The sequence below is a fragment of the Xenorhabdus doucetiae genome, assembly GCF_000968195.1.
Lineage (GTDB): Bacteria > Pseudomonadota > Gammaproteobacteria > Enterobacterales > Enterobacteriaceae > Xenorhabdus > Xenorhabdus doucetiae.
In genome coordinates this window covers 491906-510971 of record NZ_FO704550.1, presented here as the reverse complement: position 1 = coordinate 510971, position 19066 = coordinate 491906, and the positions used below count along the sequence as shown (strand labels likewise).

Genomic DNA, 19066 nt, shown 5'->3' with positions numbered 1-19066 from the left:
AATCGCTATTGCACATGCCGGCATCTTCCAGCATGTGCAGGTGACGCGGGAAAATCAATCAATGCCGTAATGCTTCAACCTTTTCCCGGCTTAGCCCTGTACTGCGAATAATGATATCCACACTCACGCCGTTTTGTAAAAATGCACGGGCGGTTTCCAATTTACCTTCTTCACGGCCTTGCTCACGGCCCTGTTCAAGTCCTTGTTCAAGTCCTTCCCTTCGCCCTTCTTGTTTCAATTCTTCTGCAATGGTCATCACCATATTTTTGTCCTCCGGCAATTGGTTAGCTATATGATGGATTATTTGCGTAAAATTCTGCGCATGGCCATTATGCAATAAATAGCGAAGCAGAACTTCAACCTGCTCTTTTGTATTTGCGCAGGTGACGCGGGAAAATCAATCAATGCCTTAACGCTTCAATCTGCTCCCGGCTCAGTCCTGTACTGCGAATAATGATATCCACACTCACGCCGTTTTGTAAAAATGCACGGGCGGTTTCCAATTTACCTTGTTCACGGCCTTGTTCACGGCCCTGTTCAAGTCCTTGTTCACGGCCTTGTTCACGGCCTTGTTCTAGTCCTTGTTCAAGTCCTTCCCTTCGCCCTTCTTGTTTCAATTCTTCTGCAATGGTCATCACCATATTTTTGTCCTCCGGCAATTGGTTAGCTATATGATGGATTATTTGCGTAAAATTCTGCCCATGGCCATTATGCAATAAGTAGCGAAGCAGAACTTCAACCTGCTCTTTTGTATTATCTCCCGTGCCCAGTATCATAATCAGCCCGTTGAGCCAGGTGTGCATATCACGCTCGCGGATATGTTTCTGAACCCACTCCAGCATGGCAACCGCTTTAGGGTGGGTCAAGATCTCGTCATCACTGAGTACACTGAGATCCACTAACGGAAACGGCTGGCTATACAGACGCACTGCCTGCTCCGGTTGGTCAAAACAATCCAGCCACTGCATTGAATAAGGATAAGGCTGGGTTTTTCCATGATAAAACAGCAAGGGCACGACCAGCGGCAATTTTTTATGCCCGTTTTTCAGGTGACTTGCCATCACTGACACCGAATACTGCATCAACCGCCATGCCATCATCGGATCAGGCGTTGACTGATGTTCAATCACGCAATAAATATATCCCTCGCCTTGCACCGTTTCAACCGAGTACAGAACATCCGTATACAGTTTCCTTAATTTTTCGTCGATAAAGCTTCCCGGCTCTAATCGTAGGGTCGGGAAATGGCATAACGACCGGACATGTTCCGGCAGGTATAACGATAAAAATGCTTTGGCTGTATTGGATTGTGTTAAAACATACTTGAATAATTCATCATGATTCGGTCTTTCGTCCTTGTTTCCCACTCACTTTCTCCCTGTTTCCATTGATTGTTAAAAAATGCCACTGGCCTGCATGATAATGGCGAAAATGGAACGCAAGTTAAACACAAAAATGGTGCAAAATTGATGCAATAGCGGATTTTGCGGAGGAATTAACAATCTTTTTGTAATGGATGTATACCCAGTATTTGTTTTGCGAGAGGCTTCGCAAGGTCGGTTATTGATGATGGGAAGTTGTTCAGGTGGGCGATAAAGTGGATGGTGAAATTTGAACGTGGTTCCGCCGATATGGAAATTTTAAAAATTCTTCCTTAAACAAGTCACTGGTGTTACTAATGGCTGATGGCATGTATTTAATTATTTAATGCAACAAAAAATTGCGTTATTCGACAAAATGGCGCACATTATACCTGCGCTTCCGAAAGCGTATGCGTTTCGCACCGCATGTAACACAAACACCGAGAGGCTACGCAAATGGCTATTAGTATCCGTTTAGATGATGACTTCGTTAGCGATGTAAAGGTTCACGCAGAAGCTTCAAGCAGGAGTGTACCAAAGCAGATTGAGCATTGGGCAAAAATAGGTCGCATCGCCGAAGAGAACCCTGATTTGCCGTACTCCTTTATCCTTGAGTCGTTACTGGCGAAAAGCGAAGTCAATAATGGTAAGGTGTCGCGTTATGTCAGAAGGACAAAAAAGTCCCAAGATTGATGTTTATGAAACAAGGTGTTTCTCTAAAGCGTTATCTAAGTTACCTGAAAATCTTCTTGCCGTCGTGGAAGATGAGATAGAGAAAATTATCGACGACCCAGAAATTGGCGAACAGAAGAAAGGCGATTTAAGTTTTCTTCGCGTTCACAAATTTCAGTTAAATAACCTGCTAACCTTGCTTGGATATCATTGGGTTGAAGAAAAGATAGAGCTATACCTGTTAAATTTTGGTTCTCATGAAAATTTTTATCAGGAACAAAAGCGACACAGGAAAGACGATTTAAAGTTTATTAAATAGTCTATAAGGCTGCACTTTGGTGTGGCTTTTTTGATGCGCGGTTTGCAGGGTTTTGCCGCCTTTGCGTGTTATCATTTTCTGGTTTTTGACGTAATAACGGGACATTTCTATCATGTCATGCAGGTTTAAGATTTGTGTCCTGCCAGACGCTCGGCCAAGCGTGTTATTAAATCCATACGTTCATGAAAAATTGCCACAATCAGGGCAGGCGTATTCTCTTGCGGCAGACAAAATACGTAATGGCTTCCGCAATGTGCCATGCGTAATGCAGGGAAAATGGCGCTCATGTCCCTGAAAGCGCCTTTTCCGGCAGCGAGGCGCACAATTCCATGTTCCAACGCGGTAATATAGCGGCGCACTTGCGCATCACCCCATTGCTTGCGCGTGTATCGGATAATTGCCCGTAAATCTGCTTCGGCAGCATCCGTAAGTATATAGTCCATCAAACGCGGTCTTCTTTCGTAAGCTCTTCATTAAGTATGTCATTCACGCTCTTTTTGGATACCTTCCCTTCCAAACCTTCCCTGATTCGTGTATCCAATAAGGCCTTTATCTCCTGCCATGCCTGATCGCTATCATCCATGGCAGGAAAGAGACGTTCAAGCGCATATTGCTTGATAGTCTTGCCTTGCAGCGCGGCCATGGCTTTCAGGCTTTGGTGCTGCAGATCGGTTATATCGATGGTGAGACGGCTCATAGTTTTCCCTTTAACTGTTATACACAAACCCACATTAGCACATATTATCATCATTTGTGACTTTTAAAACAGGTGATGAGCAGTAGACAGATCGGTCGCAACCGCAAAAGCGTGTCGCTATCGCTGGCAGTGACGCCAAACGTATAGCCATTAGATATACAGATGTTATAATAATACTCTATCCATTAGCGACACAGGTGATTTATGAGAACGCAACCTAAAGAAACCCCGATCAATATCCGGGCGAAAGCCTTTCAGCGGGAGCTTATTGATCATGCAGCAAACCTGCAATCGAAGACCCGAACTGATTTCATTCTGGATGCTGCCTGCCGCGCAGCCGAAGAGGCGATACTTGCTCAAAACCACTTTTTCGTTAACGACGAAAAATATCATGCGTTCATGCAGATGCTGGAACAACCGCTTGCTGATAATGCCGGTTTTAAAAAACTCATGGGGTATAAAGCACCATGGGAATAAATGCACCTGAAATATTAACAGCTGAACATAATATAAATGATTTTTATTGCCAGCATGAAACATTAAACGAATGGCTTTCACGCCGGGCGTTAAAAAATAATAAGCTCGGCGCGAGCCGCACCTTTGTGATTTGCAAGGAAGGTACAAAAGACGTTATCGGTTATTATTGTCTGAGCGCGGGTTCAATTAATCATATTGAATCTACACCATCGCTTAAACGCAATATGCCAGATCCTATCCCTGTCGTGCTTCTCGGCCGTCTGGCTGTCGATGTGGAATATCAAGGGAAGAAGTTCGGGGCATTGCTTCTCCAGGATGCCTGGAAACGTGTCGCCAGCATGGCGGAACAGGTGGGCATTTCAGCTATCATCGTCCACGCACTTGATGAGAACGCCCGAACGTTCTATACGCGCCTTGGTTTCACCCAGTCACCGTTGGCACCCTATACGCTGATGCTGCCATTAGGCAGGAAGAACTGATGAATTTAAGGCTGCTGCCTATCGATCATAAAACCGGGAGTGACATTTTCACCATCAAACCAACTATCCCATCCCTCTCCTGCTGGCGTTATGATGCGGGTTCGACCGATAGCAATAATATCAACATGATTTTACCTCTTCCGGTAAAGCAACAGCTTTAGGCAAACGTACAGCCTGACTACGATTACTTTTAAAGACGTTGTCTTTTCCATATATACCAATCTAACTTGAAGATGCAGGTTTTAAAATCTGAAAGTTGTCAGTCAGTCTAGTCGTGAGTTCTTTCGCTTTTTCTGGCAAAGTGACATGAAAAAAGTGACGAAGGGTTTCACGGAATGTCTTCGCATCCGGAAAATAAACATTGTTACGTACTTGCTCATTCATATACTTCCACAATCGCTCTATTGGATTGAGGTTTGGGCTGTAAGGCGGTAGGTAATGCAGTTCAATATTAAGGACATATGCCACCTCTTTCACCAATTCTGCCCGGTGGTAACCCGCCCCATCCAGAATAATATGAATTTTTTGCGAAAGTGGGTAAGTTTCTCTAATAGCGCCGAAAAAATACGCGATATTTTCGGCATTGATACTCGGGTATTCACGGATCACGGTGTCTTCAATTCGTTGTAAATTGAGGGCGCCCAGAAGATTGAGACGGGTACGACTGCCGGTGGTTTCGACCACTTTTACCTGATTTTTCCCCGCTTTCATCCAACCATAGCTGAGCTTTGTGGACTGCGAAGGATGCACCGCATCAATAAATAGGATAGGTTCATTCTGACCTGCCCGGTCTTTCAGAGACTGGTAGTCATCAATAAATTGTTGCTGCTTATCCGCATCGAATTTATGAGGAACGCCCTTTGGCTTTTTGTAGCTGAAACCTTGTCGGTGAAGCCATTTCGTCATGCCTCCCACGCTGAAAGACACCTGCCAACGAGCTCGTACATAATCCACAATTTGAGCGGTCGTATGCAGCAAATTTGCCGTCAAATAATCAACCAGATCGGCGGTTTGTTTGGCAGAGAGATGGCTTTCAGAACCGCCATTTTCGGGGGTGAGTTTTTCCTGCGCGATGAAATCTTTTAGGTGACGGCTTACCGTAGTTTCATGAATACGTAAGGCCTGAGCAATCATCTGAGCTGTCCAGCCCTCTGACGCCAAAAGCACGGCCTTGATGCGATCACAGACTCGACTATCACGAGTGGTATCATGCATCAATTCGAGGGCACGTTTTTGTTCTGGTGTCAGATGAATTTTCATGATTGCAAGCATGATCGGGTTTGGATAAGAAATCAAGCATCTTCAATGGCGATTGGTATAGATCGCATTGACTTCATTTTGCTGATATTTGGAGTAGCGGCTTTGCTCGGTATTTGGATTATCGGCCTACTGGTTGATCGCTATTTAAGAATATCGGTATTGTTCAGCCTTAGCGTATTTACCTTAACGGCGATTATGCTGGGGTTCGGCGGTAAAATCCCACTTGTTATTTACTTAGCTGTTACTCTGTGGGGGCTGACTTTTGGTGGCGCGGCGACATTACTGCAAACTGCTTCTGCAGACGCTGCGGGGGATGGTGCTGATGTGGCACAGTCCATGGTTGTTACTGTCTGGAATCTTGCCATTGCGGGGGGAGGCATTGTCGGAGGAATACTATTGGAGAGCAGCGGCGTATCTTCATTCCCTTGGGTTATATGTATATTGCTATTGCTTGGATTAATCGTGGCTTGGCAGGCCAAAAAATACAGTTTTCCTCATCGTCGCCAAGTTTCGAGAAACTGAGCGTGTCCAGTCGGATAAGTGTATTAATCCAGCAGCAGACAACCGAACTGTAATAAATGCCACTTTTTTACTACACGCCGGTTGCCAATGGAATGTCTTCAATGCCACCATGTAGCCAAGACATTATTTCTTTAGCTTAGCTTATGACATCAATCCCAGAATAAGAAAACAGCGCAGGGGCTCCGCCCGTATGCACAAACAGCAATGGCTTCTGACTCTCAATGGTGTTATTCAGCACATGATCAATTAATCCGGCCATGGCTTTTCCGGTATAGACGGGATCTAATAAAATGCCCTCTTTTTGTGCCAATAGTTTAATAGCATCAGACCCTTGTTTATTTGGCATGCCATACATTGGTGCAAAATAGTTGTCCCACAACAGGACATCCGGGCAGGTTGTTTGACCTAAGAGCGAGCTGATTTCTTGCTGCAATTGACTCACTTTTGGCGCTTGTTCGGCGGTAACACGCGAAACAGTAACACCAATCACCGGTGTTTGTGGGAGTGTGGCGTGTAATCCGATCGCCAATCCCGCGTGTGTTCCTGCGCTGCCAGAGGCGACAATAACGGCAGCAAACTCTACATCTTTTGGACGCTGTTCGGCAATTTCTAATGCGCAACGCACATAACCCAATGAACCCAGGGCGTTAGAACCGCCGACGGGAACAATATAGGCATCTTTGAGATTGAGCTGGTCAATCAATGCCTCCATTTGCCTATTGGGATCGAACAACTCATTACACATAACACATTGGGCGTTGAATAATTCCGTTAGTAGTTTATTGCCATTATGCAGAAAATTATTATCTTGGTTTTGGATGGGATTTTCCAATAAAGCGACACATTTTAGGCCATACTTCGCCGCCATCGCTGCGGTTTGCCGAACATGATTGGATTGAATGGCGCCGGCAGTCACAATCACCTTCGCCTTTTTTTGTAATGCGTCAGCAATAAGATAGTCCAATTTCCGTAATTTATTCCCGCCCATCGCCAGGGGGGTTAAATCATCTCGCTTAATATAAATATCACGCCCTAAATAGTGAGATAAATTCTCCAGTTTATCCATCGTGGTTGCCGTTTTTAGTAAATCAAGACGGGCGAATTTTGCTAAATTTTCTTTTAAAGACATATTATCCTCAGCGGATTTAAATTAATAAGTAAAGCCTAAATAAAAATAGATGGCGAGAGCGAAACTTGCCGTCACCAACGCATAGGGCATTTGCGTGCGAATATGTTCAATATGGTCACAATCGGTTGCCATGGAGGCAACAATGGCATCGCTGGAAATGGGCGAGGTCATATCACCAAAAATCGAACCCGCAATGGCGGCACCAATCATATATTCAGGAGGCATACCCACGGAAATACCGAGCTGTACACCAATGGGGATCATAATGGCGAATGTCCCCCATGAGGTGCCTGTTGCTAATGACATGATGGAACTAATCAGGAAAATAAAACCGATGGAGAAACCTGCCGGAATAATATCAGAGGTAATGTGTGCAATATACGCACCGGTATTTAAATCAGCGGAAACGTTACCCATTAAAAATGCCAATACCATGACAGAACTTATTTTTATCATGCTGGCATAACCAATATAAAGTTCTTTAAAAAAGGTTTCTATGGTTAAAATTCGACGTATCAAGAACCAGAAAAAAGAGACCGTGGTTCCAAAGATAACACTCCAATAGATAGAGGTTGAACCGCTGCCTTTACTAAAATCACCATTACCTGTGATATAGAGCGCAAGGGGCAGCATCAATACCGTCGATAAAATAGGAATAAAGAAATTTAAGGACGTATGACTGTTAGGGTGTTCAATAACATCATTATTATCTTCACTGTGCTTGCTTTCGGTATTATTATTTAAATGTTCATGTAACGCCCGCATTTCTGCGGTTCTCATTGGCCCCCAAGATACATTAGAAAAAATATAGAATAAAACAGACGCCAGCGATAACCAGGCCATAATATTATAAAGCATAGACCCGGCCAGAATATCAAACGGTTCACCGTTGATTAACCCTTTAGAAATCTGCACGCCGATGACGCCCATCATTGCCGCTCCCCAACCATTAATCATGGCAGAAGAGCAAACAGAAACACAGGATGTCTGGATAATGTAAGACATTTTTTCTGGTGGAATACCATAATTTTTGGCTAATTTCTTGGTAGACGCGCCAGCGATTAACTGGTTAATTGAGCTTTCAATAAATATTAATGAAGTAATCATCATTGCCAAAAATTGAACGGCTTTTTTATTTTCAATCAGTTGCGTTTTATCCGTGAGTAAGCGAACTAAGGATCGCACGCCACCTGTTACCACCACCAGCCGCATTATTCCACCAATCATTAACATAAAGATGATGGTTTTGGTATTACCGGGAGAAGAAAAGGTATTAATAATGCCCTCAACCGTTCCTTGTATGCCTAAAATAACATTATGGTCATGAATAACTGTAAAGCCCACTAATATACCGAGCAGGAGTGATAAAATAACCTGGCGTGTAAATATCGCTAAAATAATGGTAACAACAGGGGTAATGATGGTCCAAATACCGTAATCATTCATTTTTTACTTACCTTGTTTTTGTTATTTTTTATATAAATTCAATTTATTCTAATGCTTGTTCAAGGTCAGCCAATAAATCGCGAATATCTTCGATTCCTACTGATAAACGTAACACAGTATCATAAATACCAATCGCTTCGCGCTCTTCTTTAGTCATTGAGCCATGCGACATGGTTGCAGAATGGTTGACCATACTTTCTACCCCACCGAGAGATTCTGCCAAAACAAAATAGCGTAATTTGCTTAAGAATTTTTTGGTATCTTCCAGATCACCTTTTAATTTGATCGTGACAACAGCACCACCGGCGCGCATTTGTGCCTGACAAATAGCATAGTGTGGATGCGTGGGTAAACCGGGATAATAAACCTGTTCAATTTTGGGATGAAATTGCAGGAAATTGGCGATTTCAAGCGCATTAGCACATTGCGCTGACATACGTAGCGCCAGGGTTTTTAATCCACGCAGGGCTAAATAAGCATCAAAAGGGGATGCAATGGCACCGAGCGTCGTTTTTAAAAAATCTAACCGATTGGCTAAATCACTTCGGTGGGTAATAACTGCTCCACCAATCAGATCCGAATGGCCGCCAATGTATTTACTGGTCGATAACATCACAATATCGGCGCCTAATTCGAGCGGTTTTTGGTTCCAGGCGGTGGCAAAGGTATTATCAACACAAGTTAAAATATTTTTATTTTTTGCGAATGCACAAATACGTTTGATATCCACTAACTCTAATAATGGATTCGTCGGGCTTTCTATCCAGATTAAACGGGTATTTTCTTTTATCTTAGCCTCAACTTCGGTGAGGTTATTTAAATCGACATAGTCAAATTGGTGACCGTGATTCTCGATAGCGACTCGTTCAAATAAACGAAACGTGCCACCATAAACCCCTTTCATCGCAATAATATGGGACTCTTTGGGTAACAGGTTTAAGACTAAAGCCGCGGCTGCGACACCCGATGCGGTTGCCGTTGCGTAAGTTCCCCCTTCTATTTCGGCTAATAAGGTTTCATAAGCATGGCGTGTTGGGTTACTGCAACGGGAATAACAAAATTCACCCTGTTCAGATAAATTTTTCTGTACAAAAGTACTGGCGGTTGTAATGGGGGAAAAATAGCATGGTTTTCTTTGTCTTGCTGTTTTCCACCGTGGATCAATGCAGTCGCTATATTTTTTATCATTTTTGTCGTCCTATAAATGAATTATTAATGTTTTTTAGGGGGAGTATTTCACTCTTGCAAAAGAATATGGCATAGGGAGATAGAAAAATTTTTCCAAAAAATAACCATAAATTTTTAATTAATAGAAAAATTTTTCTAAAAGAGATGATTTATTATAGCAATCAAATGGTTAAATGAATGTGATTTAATGTGATGATTATCAATATATTGAAAATTTGTGCATAGTGACAGAGTTGTTTTCTCACTTTTAACGGGAGATTTGTGGGATATACCCAACTCAGTTGGAGATACCGGACTTAGGTGAGTTGGGTATATTAACATGTTAATTTTTGAGTATAAGCGGAGGTGATATAAGTCCGCCGATAACTACAATGTGAGATTTTCCACCAGCGTTGCCACCATCACCGCCTTAATGGTGTGCATGCGGTTTTCGGCCTGATCAAACACAATACTGTATTCTGATTCAAACACGTCATTTGTCACTTCCAGCCCACCATATAGATTGAATTCCTTCGCCAGTTGCTTGCCGAGCGCCGTCTCTTCATCGTGAAAAGCAGGCAGGCAGTGCAGGAATTTCACGGCTGGATTTCCGGTCAGTTTAATCACAGCCATATTGACTTGATAAGGTTTCAGTAAGGCAATGCGCTCTTGCCAGACCGACTTTGGTTCTCCCATGGATACCCAAACATCGGTATAGAGAAAATCAGCCCCTTTTACCCCTTGCGCAATATTTTCTGTCAGCATGATCTGAGCGCCGGTTTTTTCTGCCTGCTTTTGGCATTCTGCAATCAAATTATCGTCTGGCCAACAGGCTCTTGGCGCGACTAAACGGAGATCCATGCCCGTCAATGCGGCCGCTTCCAGCAGGGTATTGCCCATGTTATTGCGGGCATCGCCCAAATAGGCAAATGTGATTTCAGACAGCGGTTTTTGGCTGTGTTCCTGCATCGTCAGTAAATCAGCCAAAAGTTGAGTTGGGTGGAATTCATTCGTCAGCCCATTCCAAACCGGAACGCCGGCGTATTGCGCGAGCGTTTCGACAATTTGCTGACCGTGCCCACGGTATTGGATGCCATCATAAAAACGCCCAAGTACCCGCGCGGTGTCCTTGATGGATTCTTTGTGCCCGATCTGACTGCCACTTGGGCCTAAATAGGTCACATTGGCACCTTGATCATGGGCGGCAACTTCAAAGGCACAGCGTGTACGGGTGGAATCTTTTTCAAAGATCAGGGCAATGTTTTTCCCCGCGAGTAAGGGCGATTCCGAACCTGATTTTTTATTCGCTTTTAATGTATGAGCCAAAGTTAACAGGGTATTAATTTCTGTGGGGCTAATATCAAGTAATCTTAGGAACGAGCGCTTGAAAAATGGGTTCATTATGGATTTTCTCCATCAGACAATATTGAATTTATATTCACTATATATCGATAAAAAATTCAATTACAAGCCTCGTGTTTAGCATTTATAAGAGTAAGTCTATTAAGACGGGTTATAGATCAGTCGCTTATGGCTTGCATTTCTCTTTAAACAAAACGGGTTAGATATATCCTTTGCCCAGAAAAGATGGGAGAATGCAAAACAAGACAGCCAACTGACGGAGGGGATTGGCATGGCAGACCTACATGCTTTAGAAGAACAGCGTGAAGAAACTCGCTTGATCATCGAAGAATTATTGGAAGATGGCAGCGATCCTGAGGCGCTTTATATTATTGAACACCATTTTTCGGCAGAAGATTTTGATCAACTGGAAAAGGCCGCCCTTGAAGCCTTCAGATTAGGTTATGAAGTCACGGATGCGGAAGAGCTGGAAACAGAAGACGGAGCTGTTTTGATGTGTTGTGATGTGATCAGTGAAAGCCGTCTGGAGGCTGAATTGATCGACGTACAGGTTGAGCAGCTCATGGATCTGGCGGAAAAGATCGGTGTCAATTACGACGGTTGGGGGACGTACTTTGAAGATCCCAATGCCCCTGATGATGAAGATGAGGGTGATCTCTTTCCCCCTGAGGAAGATGAACCTAGATTGCATTAAGGGATTTTGAAGCCAAATGCCCCACTTGAACGGTGGGGCTTGATTTTACAGTTCTTTGACCATCCTGATTTCACAGTCGCTGTGGCCGGTGTTGCCAAGTGGCTGATCAAGATAGCTGAATCCCAGTTTCTCATATAGGGCAATGGCGGCTTTCAAGTTTTCCGTGGTTTCCAGATAGCAGCGTTTAAACCCCTGTTCTGCCCCGAATGAGAGAGATTGCTTTACAATTTGTTTGGCAATACCTTTTCCCCGCAATACTGATGAAAGGTACATTTTCTGCAATTCACAGATATCGTTATCACCTCCCGCCAATGGAGCAACACCGCCGCCGCCAACGACTTTCCCCGCCATTTCAACCACCCAGTAAGTGCTGCGTGGCTGGTTGTAAACCTCGTACAAGGTATCCAGAATCGGATCAGCAACGGCAAAGCCTTTGTCAGCGGTTAACCCATGCTCGGCAGATACCTCACGGATCACCGCGGCAATACCGGCATTGTCTTGTTGGGTGATGGGACGAATAACGTAGTCGTGTGTTGTTTTTGTTGTCATTATTTTCTCTTTATATTTTTATTGATAGGGGAGTAAATAATACAGAATGGAATCTATTTGTATAGCTAATAATTAGTTACTATTAGATTGATTCCATTTTGTAATATTTATAAATCACCATACTTTTTTTCATATAAGTTAATAATATCCTCTTGCTTACTGGTTAATAATTCATAAAAAAGAGGAATGAAACGGATAGAAATAGCGATCATCATGACGATTAAAGATGAAATGATCAGTGAAACCCTATATCCATAGTGCGTTATGATAAACGGAGTTAATAATAAACCCAGTGGGTTAGCGAACCCAATGAGTGCATTGTGAATAGTTTGAATCTTTACCCGATTTTTCTCAGGAATAGCGATGGAGCGGTTCGATTCTACACTGATATTATTCATCACTATTGCCATTCCCATGAAAAATGCCAGAATACTCCAAATAAAAATATAATGAGCAAAAGCTAACAGAAAGAAGCACAACCCAATGATAAAGAAAGACAAAATAACACATCGCGTTTTTCCGATGATTGTTTCAACTTTCTTCTGCAAATAACATGATGAAAAAATAGCCCCTCCGGCGGCGCATCCTTCAATTAGGCCAACTGAGATAGGGTTTCCTCCTGCAATTTTTACTATAAAATAAGGAATGATCAATGATGAAAACGAAGCAAGAAACATATTGATTATCATTGAGAAGAAAGCCCACCAAGGTTCAAAACGATAACGCATAAATATAGCGATAGATTTTTTTATATCATAGTCGGCAGGTGATTTTTCGAAAGAAATGGATTGGCCTTTACAATCTAAAGAAAGCAGAATAATAAAAGAAATTAATGATAAAAACACAATCACCCACATCATATTTTCAAATCCAATCGATTGATATCCTCCCATGCCAATGGCAATGCCAAATAAATTATTTGATGCTTGAATTAAAAAAGTTTTTCTGAATGCTTCAACGATAAAATCATTATCCACTATGGAGGGAATAAAAGCATTAACAACAGGGATAAAGAATGCTTCAACAAAACCAATTCCAATGGAAACAAAAATAAATATCAACGGGCTTATGGTTAAATATTTAATTATAATGGCCGTTAGTGATATCCCTATAAAGAATAATATTAATTGAATAAGAAATCGTTTCTTTTCTGATTTTTCGAATTTATGCGCAAGAAAGAAACCGAATACACTTCTTGACATAAAGTAGCAGAAAAGGAAATATGACGATAACCATACATTACCACTGCGTAGAAGGTAAAGTGTTATTATGGAAATAAAAATACGCGATGAAAGAATGTATATTGACTCAGCATAGCGTATTTTCCAGAAATCACGAGTCATTGCTTTATATTGTTCCTGATATGGACATATGGATGTTATCCAGAAATGATTTTACGACATTCTCCATAATAGAAATTAACAAAGCATCAACAAGATGTATTTATTCTGATTCTTTTGTCCAATCTTCGACTCTCAATCCATCCACTCTATTAAATTCTCTAGTGTTATTAGTAACAACAATTAATCCTTTGCTTCTAGCGTGTCCTGCAATATGCAAATCATTATCACCTATTCTTTGCCCCTGTTTTTCAAGTATCGCTCGAATGTTTCCATAATGAAAAGCAGCTTGTTCATCATAAGGTATGATGGTCAGTCTAGATACAAAATTCAAAACAGTAGCGAGATTTTTTGTAGGATTTGCACTTTTTCCTACGCCAAAAATCAATTCTGTTAATGTAATGGTAGAAATAGCTATCTGAATTGCATGTTGATTAAACTTAGGAAGTGAAAATTCAGAGAGTTTTTTAATGGTAAAAATAACAATATTGGTGTCAAGTAATTACTTAATCATCAAAAGGTTCCCTTTTATAAGTTACTTGCTCAGGACGTTCGGATAAAAAATCGTCTGTTACACTTTGTTCAGATAAAAAGAATGAATCCCATGTATTTTTTGCTGATGTAACAATGCGTTCTTTGTCATTTTCTCTGATTGTTACCGTTTTTACATTATCAAGAAAATGGAGATCTGCTGGAAGTCTCACATATTGATTCCGATTACTTGTAAACACTTTTCTTTGACGGATCATAAGTTATTCCTTCATAAGATTTTTTCTGAATAAATATACACTTATATTCTAACCATTTATAACTAATAAATATAGTCCTTGTTTATATTACGTTTATCATTAATGCAATACATTCTCCTTGTTTTGAAATAATAATAACTTATGCTTTTATATTTCTGATTTTGGATGGAATTTTTAAAAATAATCATAAAGAAAAATTTAACAAAAAACCAACTTATTCATGGTAATAATATGAAAAAACGCTCTTTTCCCATTCGAATTCCGCTTTATTATGTTCGAGGTGGAACTTCAACGGGGATTGTTTTACTACAAAAACATCTGCCAGAAAAAAAAGCACTAAAGGAAGAAATTCTTAAGATTATTATGGGTGTTCCTCTTTATGGGAACAGTGAAAATAATAAGCAACTACATGGTTTGGGTAGAGAAACCACAACCAGCAACAAAGCCTTTATCATTGATATCGATTATCAATCTAACAAGGTGATAAGTACTTTTGCACAGCTTGAGAAAGAGAGTCATACTGTTTCATGGGAGGTTAATTGTGGAAATATGACATCAGCGATACCTTTGGTAATCAGGGATCTGCCGGAAGAAAAAAGGTTAATGCCTGAGGGAAAGTTAACGATTTATAATACCAATACCCATAAAAATATTTTATGTACGATGGCGAATGTCTCTCCTCAATACCAATTGGCATCGATGCCGGATGTGATTGGCGATTTCCCGGAAGTGAACCTGTCATTTGAAGATCCGGCCTGTTCAAAAACAGAAGCCCTTTTTCCTACAGGCAATTTAATTGACGAAATTAATGATATTCCGGTCACTTGTATTGATGTCACTGTCCCGATGATCATTATCAACGCAGAAAGTTTAGGGATCACGGGTTATGAAAATTTTAATGAAATTAAAAACAATCAAGTATTACAAGAAAAAATCATGGAAATCAGGGTAAACATGGGAATGAAGATGGGGATTGGTAAGCGAAATGGCGAAGTGATGAATGAGAAGGACTTAAAAGAATCCATCACTCAACCGAAAATAGCGATCATTGCGCCTCCTTTGTACGAAGGGGATATTACTATCAGATATCTCACACCCAAAAATGTCCATTTATCGGTTGCCGTCTCTGGTGGCTGCTGTTTAGCGGCTGCTTGCTGCTTTCCCGGAACAGTCGCCAGCAATATCTATTATGCTCATTGCATTAACGATCATTCTACGGTGCGTATTGAACACTTATCGGGAATATCGGAGTTCAGTATCACACATGAGGGTGAATATATAAAGTATGCAAGTGCCCAGCGCAATGCCCAAATTCTGATGAAAGGTGAGTTTTTTATTTATAATCCCAGTGATGAATTAGAAAAAGCAATGAAAGCGTTTAAGTGTAAATAAGGCGGTTCATTCAGATACCGCCCGCTTATTTATCAAAAAAATTACTTAGAAATATCCTCGCCAAAATACTTCTCGGAGATACGGGCATACGTGCCGTCATCCTTTATCTCTTGCAGGGCTTTATTAACCGCTTCCAGTAGTTCAGCATCTCCTTTGCGCAGCAATACGGCGGATTGACTCGCATCAGTTTGTTGAGCGACAATTTTCACCGGCGCATTAGGGCGCTGTTTTTTGAAATCGAGGAATGACAGCCGATCATTCAATGTGGCATCGGCGCGTCCGGTGGCGACCAGATCAATGGCTTGGTTAAAACCATCGGTACTGACTAAATTAGCGCCATAAGAGGTTGCCAGTTGCCCGTAGTTACTGGTGAGTGATTGGGCTGAACGTTTTCCTTTAATATCGGCGAAAGTTTTAATATCACTGTTATTATCACGGGTGATCAACACGACTTGAGACGTTGTGTAAGGAAGGGAAAAACTGTATTTCGCTTCACGTTCTGGGGTGATGCCAACTTGGTTGATCACGGCGTCAAAACGCTTGGCATCCAGCCCGGCGATCAATCCATCCCATTTCACTTCCATAAATTCCGGTTTGACGTTCAGGCGGCGGGCGATTTCCCGTGCGATATCCACATCAAAACCGGTTAATTTATTGCCGGCATCGTGGTAGGTAAAAGGAGGATACGTGCCTTCCGTGCCAATCTTAAAGACGCCAGAGGCTTTGATGGCATCAAAATCTTTGCCGGCATAGGCAGGGGCAGAAATAGCAAGGGCAGTCGCACTCGCCAGTAACAGACTCAAAATTTTCTTCATTGTGTTTCTCCGAATAAATCATGTTGCTAATGTTAAACGTGACTGCTTGCTATATTTCCCAATCCGGTAAGGTTTCTGTCAGAGTAGAGATAAACTCGGCAGTACGCACCTTACCGGGGCGGGTGAAGAGGGTTTTTGCCGTGCCGGATTCAATAATCTCGCCGGATTCCAGAAACACCACGTTATGGGCAAGATTGGCCGCCAGACGCAAATCGTGCGTCGCCATTATCATGGTGGTGCCTTCTCCTGCTAACTGTTTCAGAACCGAAACGACTTCTTTGGATAATTCAGGATCAAGCGCTGAGGTTGGCTCATCGCACAGCAGCACTTTGGGGGAAGGTGCCATCGCTCTGGCGATAGCCACTCGTTGCTGCTGGCCGCCCGATAAGGTGCTCGGCCAAACATCCGCCTTGTGGGACAGGCCGACTTTTTCCAGCAATTCCCTCGCCCGTTCTCTGGCACGTTCTTGGGACCATTTTTGTACCCAAATTAGCCCTTCCATAATGTTTTCAATCACCGTCAGATGCGGGAAAAGTTGGAAGTTCTGGAATACCATGCCAGTTTGCAGGCTAAAACGCTGGATTTCCCGATGCGGCAGCCGCTCTTTTCCGTTAAAGGTAATTTGCTCTTTGCCAATTTCCAGCTTGCCCGCCTGTGGGATCTCCAACAGATTAATGCAACGCAGCAAGGTGCTTTTACCGCTACCGGAAGGGCCAATCAGTGCGGTCAGGCTGCCTTCTTTAATGGTCAGGTTAATATTTTTCAGCACCTTTTGCCCGTCGAAACTTTTTTCAATGTTGGTGAGCTGAATCATCTCTGGCTTCCTTATTGCTATTTTGCTGGGCGAATTTCTTTTCCAACCGGACTTGCAGTGCGGACAGTACCGAACTCAAGAGGAGATAGAGAATAGCGGCCTCGGTGTACAGGATTAACGGCTGATAGGTGACGGCGGCAATGCGCTGTGCCGCCAGAAACATTTCCGGCACCGTAATCACGGAAGCCAAGGACGTGTCTTTGACCAGCGAAATAAAGGTATTAGACAGGGGAGGAATAGAAACCCGTGCCGCCTGTGGCAGAATGATCCGGCGTAGTGATTGCCACCAGCTCATCCCGATAGAGTGAGAAGCTTCCCATTGCCCTTTGGGGACAGAACTCAATGCAGCCCGGATCACTTCTGAGGTATAAGCTCCCACATTCAGGGTAAAGCCGATCACCGCAGAGGTGAATGCTTCCAGGGTAATGCCGACACTGGGCAGGGCGTAGAAGATCAGGAATAGCTGCACCAACAGGGGAGTACCACGGATCAGCCAGACGTAAAACCGAACTACCGCAACCAGTGGCTTAGGGCCATACAGCCGGATTAAGGCAACGATAAACCCCAACGTGATCCCAAGTGCAAATGTAATCAGCGTGAGGGGAATAGTGAATGTCAGGCCGGCGTAAAGCATCGGCCACAGGGAATCCAGCGCTAAACTGAGCCATGATGGGGTCATAAAACCTTCCTGATAGAGATTAAAAATATGTTTATTTTTTATAGGCTTGTTTTAATGATGATATTGCAAGAAAAGGTGAACGCTATATACAAGAAAGTTATAGCTTAGAACAATCCCACATGCCCATCTAATTAACGTTTTGGATTATTTACCCGTCCCTTCCGCGAAATATTTATCCCAAATCCGCTGATAAGTCCCGTCCGCTTTTATGTCAGTAATGGCTTTATCGATTGCGGCTTTTAATGCTGTATCGTCTTTACGCAGCAGTACAGCAGTTTTAGCGGCCTGAGCCTCAGTGGCAACAATTTTTACCGGTGCTTCCGGGCGGTGCTTTTTATAATCGAGATACGACAGTTTATCGTTGATCGTCGCGTCGGCACGGCCGGTGCTGACCAGTTCCACTTCCTGATTAAACCCGTTGGTGCCGATAATCTCCGCGCCATAATGCCGGGCGATCTGGGCAAAGTTATTGGTCAGGGTATGCGCCGATTTTTTGCCTTTTAAGTCGCTGAACGTCTTAATATCGTTATTATCATTGCGGGTAATCAAGACGGCGTGTGAAATAACATAAGGCAGTGAGAAGCTGTATTTTTTCTCGCGTTCCGGGGTAATGGCGATTTGGTTCATCACGGCATCGAAACGCCCGGCATCAAGGCCGCCAATCAGGCCATCCCATTTGCCTTCAACAAATTCAGGTTTTACGTTCATGTGCAGTGCAATTTCACGGCCGATTTCCACATCAAATCCGGTCAGTTTTCCAGAGGCGTCATGATAACTGAAGGGGGAATAAGCGCCTTCTGTGCCAATTTTGAATATTCCTGTGGATTGGATGTGCTCAAGCGTAGATTGCGCATAAGCAAGGTAGGTGAAGCCAAATTGGATAAGGCCAGCCAATAATATATTGAGTAAGGTTTTCATCTTATTTCTCCGGAAAGGAATTATTTTTTTAACATGATTTATACTATAACGGGAATATTAAAATCATTTTATATAAAATAAAGTTATATCATATCGCGATATTATTGATAATAAATAACACACCAAAATTGTGGCTCATTGATTACAAATATCATTAAATATATCTTGGAGTACGACGAGTATATAACGCTAACTATAAATAGGTGCCCTGTGTTGAATTTATTC

General features: G+C 42.5%; 23 protein-coding genes and 2 pseudogenes. 7 read left to right on the top strand and 18 right to left on the bottom strand.

All coding sequences use genetic code 11. The features are described 5' to 3' along the window. Positions 1-58 precede the first annotated feature (58 nt). Positions 59-262 (bottom strand): RpnC/YadD family protein, encoded by a 204-nt coding sequence (locus XDD1_RS02560; RefSeq protein ID WP_045968405.1) that lies wholly within the window; start codon positions 260-262, stop codon positions 59-61. A 139-nt stretch (positions 263-401) separates the two neighbouring features. After that, positions 402-1367 carry an Rpn family recombination-promoting nuclease/putative transposase gene (locus tag XDD1_RS02555; protein ID WP_045968403.1) on the bottom strand — a complete coding sequence of 322 codons (966 nt, stop codon included), beginning with the start codon at positions 1365-1367 and terminating at the stop codon, positions 402-404. Between the two features lie 450 nt (positions 1368-1817). Here XDD1_RS02555 and XDD1_RS02550 point away from each other — a divergent pair, with 450 nt between their 5' ends. Beyond that, positions 1818-2054: a TA system antitoxin ParD family protein gene (locus XDD1_RS02550; protein WP_045968401.1), complete on the top strand. Its 237-nt coding sequence runs from the start codon at positions 1818-1820 to the stop codon at positions 2052-2054. Beyond that, the gene (locus XDD1_RS02545) at positions 2023-2352 is read left to right on the top strand and encodes a type II toxin-antitoxin system RelE/ParE family toxin (RefSeq protein ID WP_045968399.1); all 330 of its coding nucleotides are present in this window, start codon (positions 2023-2025) and stop codon (positions 2350-2352) included. The genes XDD1_RS02550 and XDD1_RS02545 overlap by 32 nt, the downstream gene beginning before the upstream one ends. 125 nt (positions 2353-2477) lie before the next feature. On the opposite strand, the gene XDD1_RS02540 is transcribed toward XDD1_RS02545, so the two are convergent. Both XDD1_RS02540 and XDD1_RS02535 read right to left on the bottom strand, forming a co-directional pair. Continuing rightward, positions 2478-2795 (bottom strand): type II toxin-antitoxin system RelE/ParE family toxin, encoded by a 318-nt coding sequence (locus tag XDD1_RS02540; protein WP_045968398.1) that lies wholly within the window; start codon positions 2793-2795, stop codon positions 2478-2480. Then, a complete protein-coding gene (locus XDD1_RS02535) occupies positions 2795-3049 on the bottom strand; it encodes an antitoxin (protein WP_045968396.1) in 255 nt (84 codons plus the stop codon). The genes XDD1_RS02540 and XDD1_RS02535 overlap by 1 nt, the downstream gene beginning before the upstream one ends. Before the next feature lie 204 nt (positions 3050-3253). On the opposite strand from XDD1_RS02535, the gene XDD1_RS02530 reads away from it, so the two are divergent. Next, positions 3254-3526, top strand: coding sequence for a type II toxin-antitoxin system TacA family antitoxin (locus XDD1_RS02530; protein WP_045968394.1), 273 nt, complete (start codon positions 3254-3256; stop codon positions 3524-3526). After that, complete coding sequence (locus XDD1_RS02525; RefSeq protein WP_045968392.1) at positions 3517-4005, top strand: GNAT family N-acetyltransferase; 489 nt, start codon at positions 3517-3519, stop codon at positions 4003-4005. The genes XDD1_RS02530 and XDD1_RS02525 overlap by 10 nt, the downstream gene beginning before the upstream one ends. A 5-nt stretch (positions 4006-4010) precedes the next feature. On the opposite strand, the pseudogene vapB (XDD1_RS18715) reads toward XDD1_RS02525, so the two are convergent. Continuing rightward, positions 4011-4221: pseudogene (vapB, locus tag XDD1_RS18715) on the bottom strand (type II toxin-antitoxin system VapB family antitoxin). Between the two features lie 6 nt (positions 4222-4227). Then, positions 4228-5265 carry an IS630 family transposase gene (locus XDD1_RS02520; RefSeq protein WP_045968390.1) on the bottom strand — a complete coding sequence of 346 codons (1038 nt, stop codon included), beginning with the start codon at positions 5263-5265 and terminating at the stop codon, positions 4228-4230. Between XDD1_RS02520 and XDD1_RS02515 the strand changes: the two genes are divergently transcribed. Continuing rightward, on the top strand, positions 5254-5787 hold the full coding sequence (locus tag XDD1_RS02515; protein WP_231854449.1) for an MFS transporter: 534 nt from the start codon (positions 5254-5256) through the stop codon (positions 5785-5787). The genes XDD1_RS02520 and XDD1_RS02515 overlap by 12 nt on opposite strands. Before the next feature lie 136 nt (positions 5788-5923). On the opposite strand, the gene XDD1_RS02510 is transcribed toward XDD1_RS02515, so the two are convergent. From XDD1_RS02510 to argF, 4 genes and pseudogenes are all read right to left on the bottom strand, one after another. After that, positions 5924-6916: a D-cysteine desulfhydrase gene (locus XDD1_RS02510; RefSeq protein ID WP_045968388.1), complete on the bottom strand. Its 993-nt coding sequence runs from the start codon at positions 6914-6916 to the stop codon at positions 5924-5926. A 21-nt stretch (positions 6917-6937) separates the two neighbouring features. Next, positions 6938-8362: a Na+/H+ antiporter NhaC family protein gene (locus XDD1_RS02505; RefSeq protein ID WP_045968386.1), complete on the bottom strand. Its 1425-nt coding sequence runs from the start codon at positions 8360-8362 to the stop codon at positions 6938-6940. Positions 8363-8405: 43 nt separating this feature from the next. Next, positions 8406-9550: pseudogene (locus XDD1_RS02500) on the bottom strand (trans-sulfuration enzyme family protein). Positions 9551-9916: 366 nt separating this feature from the next. Next, the gene (gene argF / locus XDD1_RS02495; protein ID WP_045968384.1) at positions 9917-10930 is read right to left on the bottom strand and encodes an ornithine carbamoyltransferase; all 1014 of its coding nucleotides are present in this window, start codon (positions 10928-10930) and stop codon (positions 9917-9919) included. Between the two features lie 232 nt (positions 10931-11162). Between argF and rraB the strand changes: the two genes are divergently transcribed. Next, positions 11163-11585, top strand: a complete 423-nt coding sequence (gene rraB / locus XDD1_RS02490; protein WP_045968382.1) for a ribonuclease E inhibitor RraB — start codon at positions 11163-11165, stop codon at positions 11583-11585. 45 nt (positions 11586-11630) lie between these two features. Here the strand turns inward: rraB and XDD1_RS02485 are convergent, their stop codons facing one another. The 4 genes from XDD1_RS02485 to vapB (XDD1_RS02475) all read right to left on the bottom strand — a co-directional run bounded on the left by XDD1_RS02485 (position 11631) and on the right by vapB (XDD1_RS02475) (position 14223). Beyond that, positions 11631-12134 carry a GNAT family N-acetyltransferase gene (locus XDD1_RS02485; RefSeq protein ID WP_045968380.1) on the bottom strand — a complete coding sequence of 168 codons (504 nt, stop codon included), beginning with the start codon at positions 12132-12134 and terminating at the stop codon, positions 11631-11633. Positions 12135-12241: 107 nt separating this feature from the next. Next, positions 12242-13336: an MFS transporter gene (locus XDD1_RS02480; RefSeq protein ID WP_045968378.1), complete on the bottom strand. Its 1095-nt coding sequence runs from the start codon at positions 13334-13336 to the stop codon at positions 12242-12244. A gap of 241 nt (positions 13337-13577) precedes the next feature. Beyond that, positions 13578-13961, bottom strand: a complete 384-nt coding sequence (gene vapC, locus XDD1_RS18710; protein ID WP_231854493.1) for a type II toxin-antitoxin system tRNA(fMet)-specific endonuclease VapC — start codon at positions 13959-13961, stop codon at positions 13578-13580. 19 nt (positions 13962-13980) lie between these two features. Then, positions 13981-14223, bottom strand: coding sequence for a type II toxin-antitoxin system VapB family antitoxin (gene vapB, locus XDD1_RS02475; RefSeq protein ID WP_045968376.1), 243 nt, complete (start codon positions 14221-14223; stop codon positions 13981-13983). A 165-nt stretch (positions 14224-14388) separates the two neighbouring features. Between vapB (XDD1_RS02475) and XDD1_RS02470 the strand changes: the two genes are divergently transcribed. Continuing rightward, complete coding sequence (locus tag XDD1_RS02470) at positions 14389-15615, top strand: PrpF domain-containing protein (RefSeq protein WP_052705628.1); 1227 nt, start codon at positions 14389-14391, stop codon at positions 15613-15615. A gap of 41 nt (positions 15616-15656) precedes the next feature. Here XDD1_RS02470 and XDD1_RS02465 read toward each other — a convergent pair whose 3' ends face one another. The 4 genes from XDD1_RS02465 to XDD1_RS02450 all read right to left on the bottom strand — a co-directional run bounded on the left by XDD1_RS02465 (position 15657) and on the right by XDD1_RS02450 (position 18841). Beyond that, positions 15657-16430: an amino acid ABC transporter substrate-binding protein gene (locus tag XDD1_RS02465; RefSeq protein ID WP_045968374.1), complete on the bottom strand. Its 774-nt coding sequence runs from the start codon at positions 16428-16430 to the stop codon at positions 15657-15659. Positions 16431-16479: 49 nt separating this feature from the next. After that, entirely contained in the window at positions 16480-17244 is a 765-nt protein-coding gene (locus XDD1_RS02460; RefSeq protein ID WP_045968371.1) for an amino acid ABC transporter ATP-binding protein, read from the bottom strand. Continuing rightward, positions 17222-17923, bottom strand: coding sequence for an amino acid ABC transporter permease (locus XDD1_RS02455; protein WP_045968369.1), 702 nt, complete (start codon positions 17921-17923; stop codon positions 17222-17224). The genes XDD1_RS02460 and XDD1_RS02455 overlap by 23 nt, the downstream gene beginning before the upstream one ends. Before the next feature lie 144 nt (positions 17924-18067). Then, positions 18068-18841, bottom strand: coding sequence for an amino acid ABC transporter substrate-binding protein (locus XDD1_RS02450; RefSeq protein ID WP_045968367.1), 774 nt, complete (start codon positions 18839-18841; stop codon positions 18068-18070). Between the last annotated feature and the right edge of the window lie 225 nt (positions 18842-19066).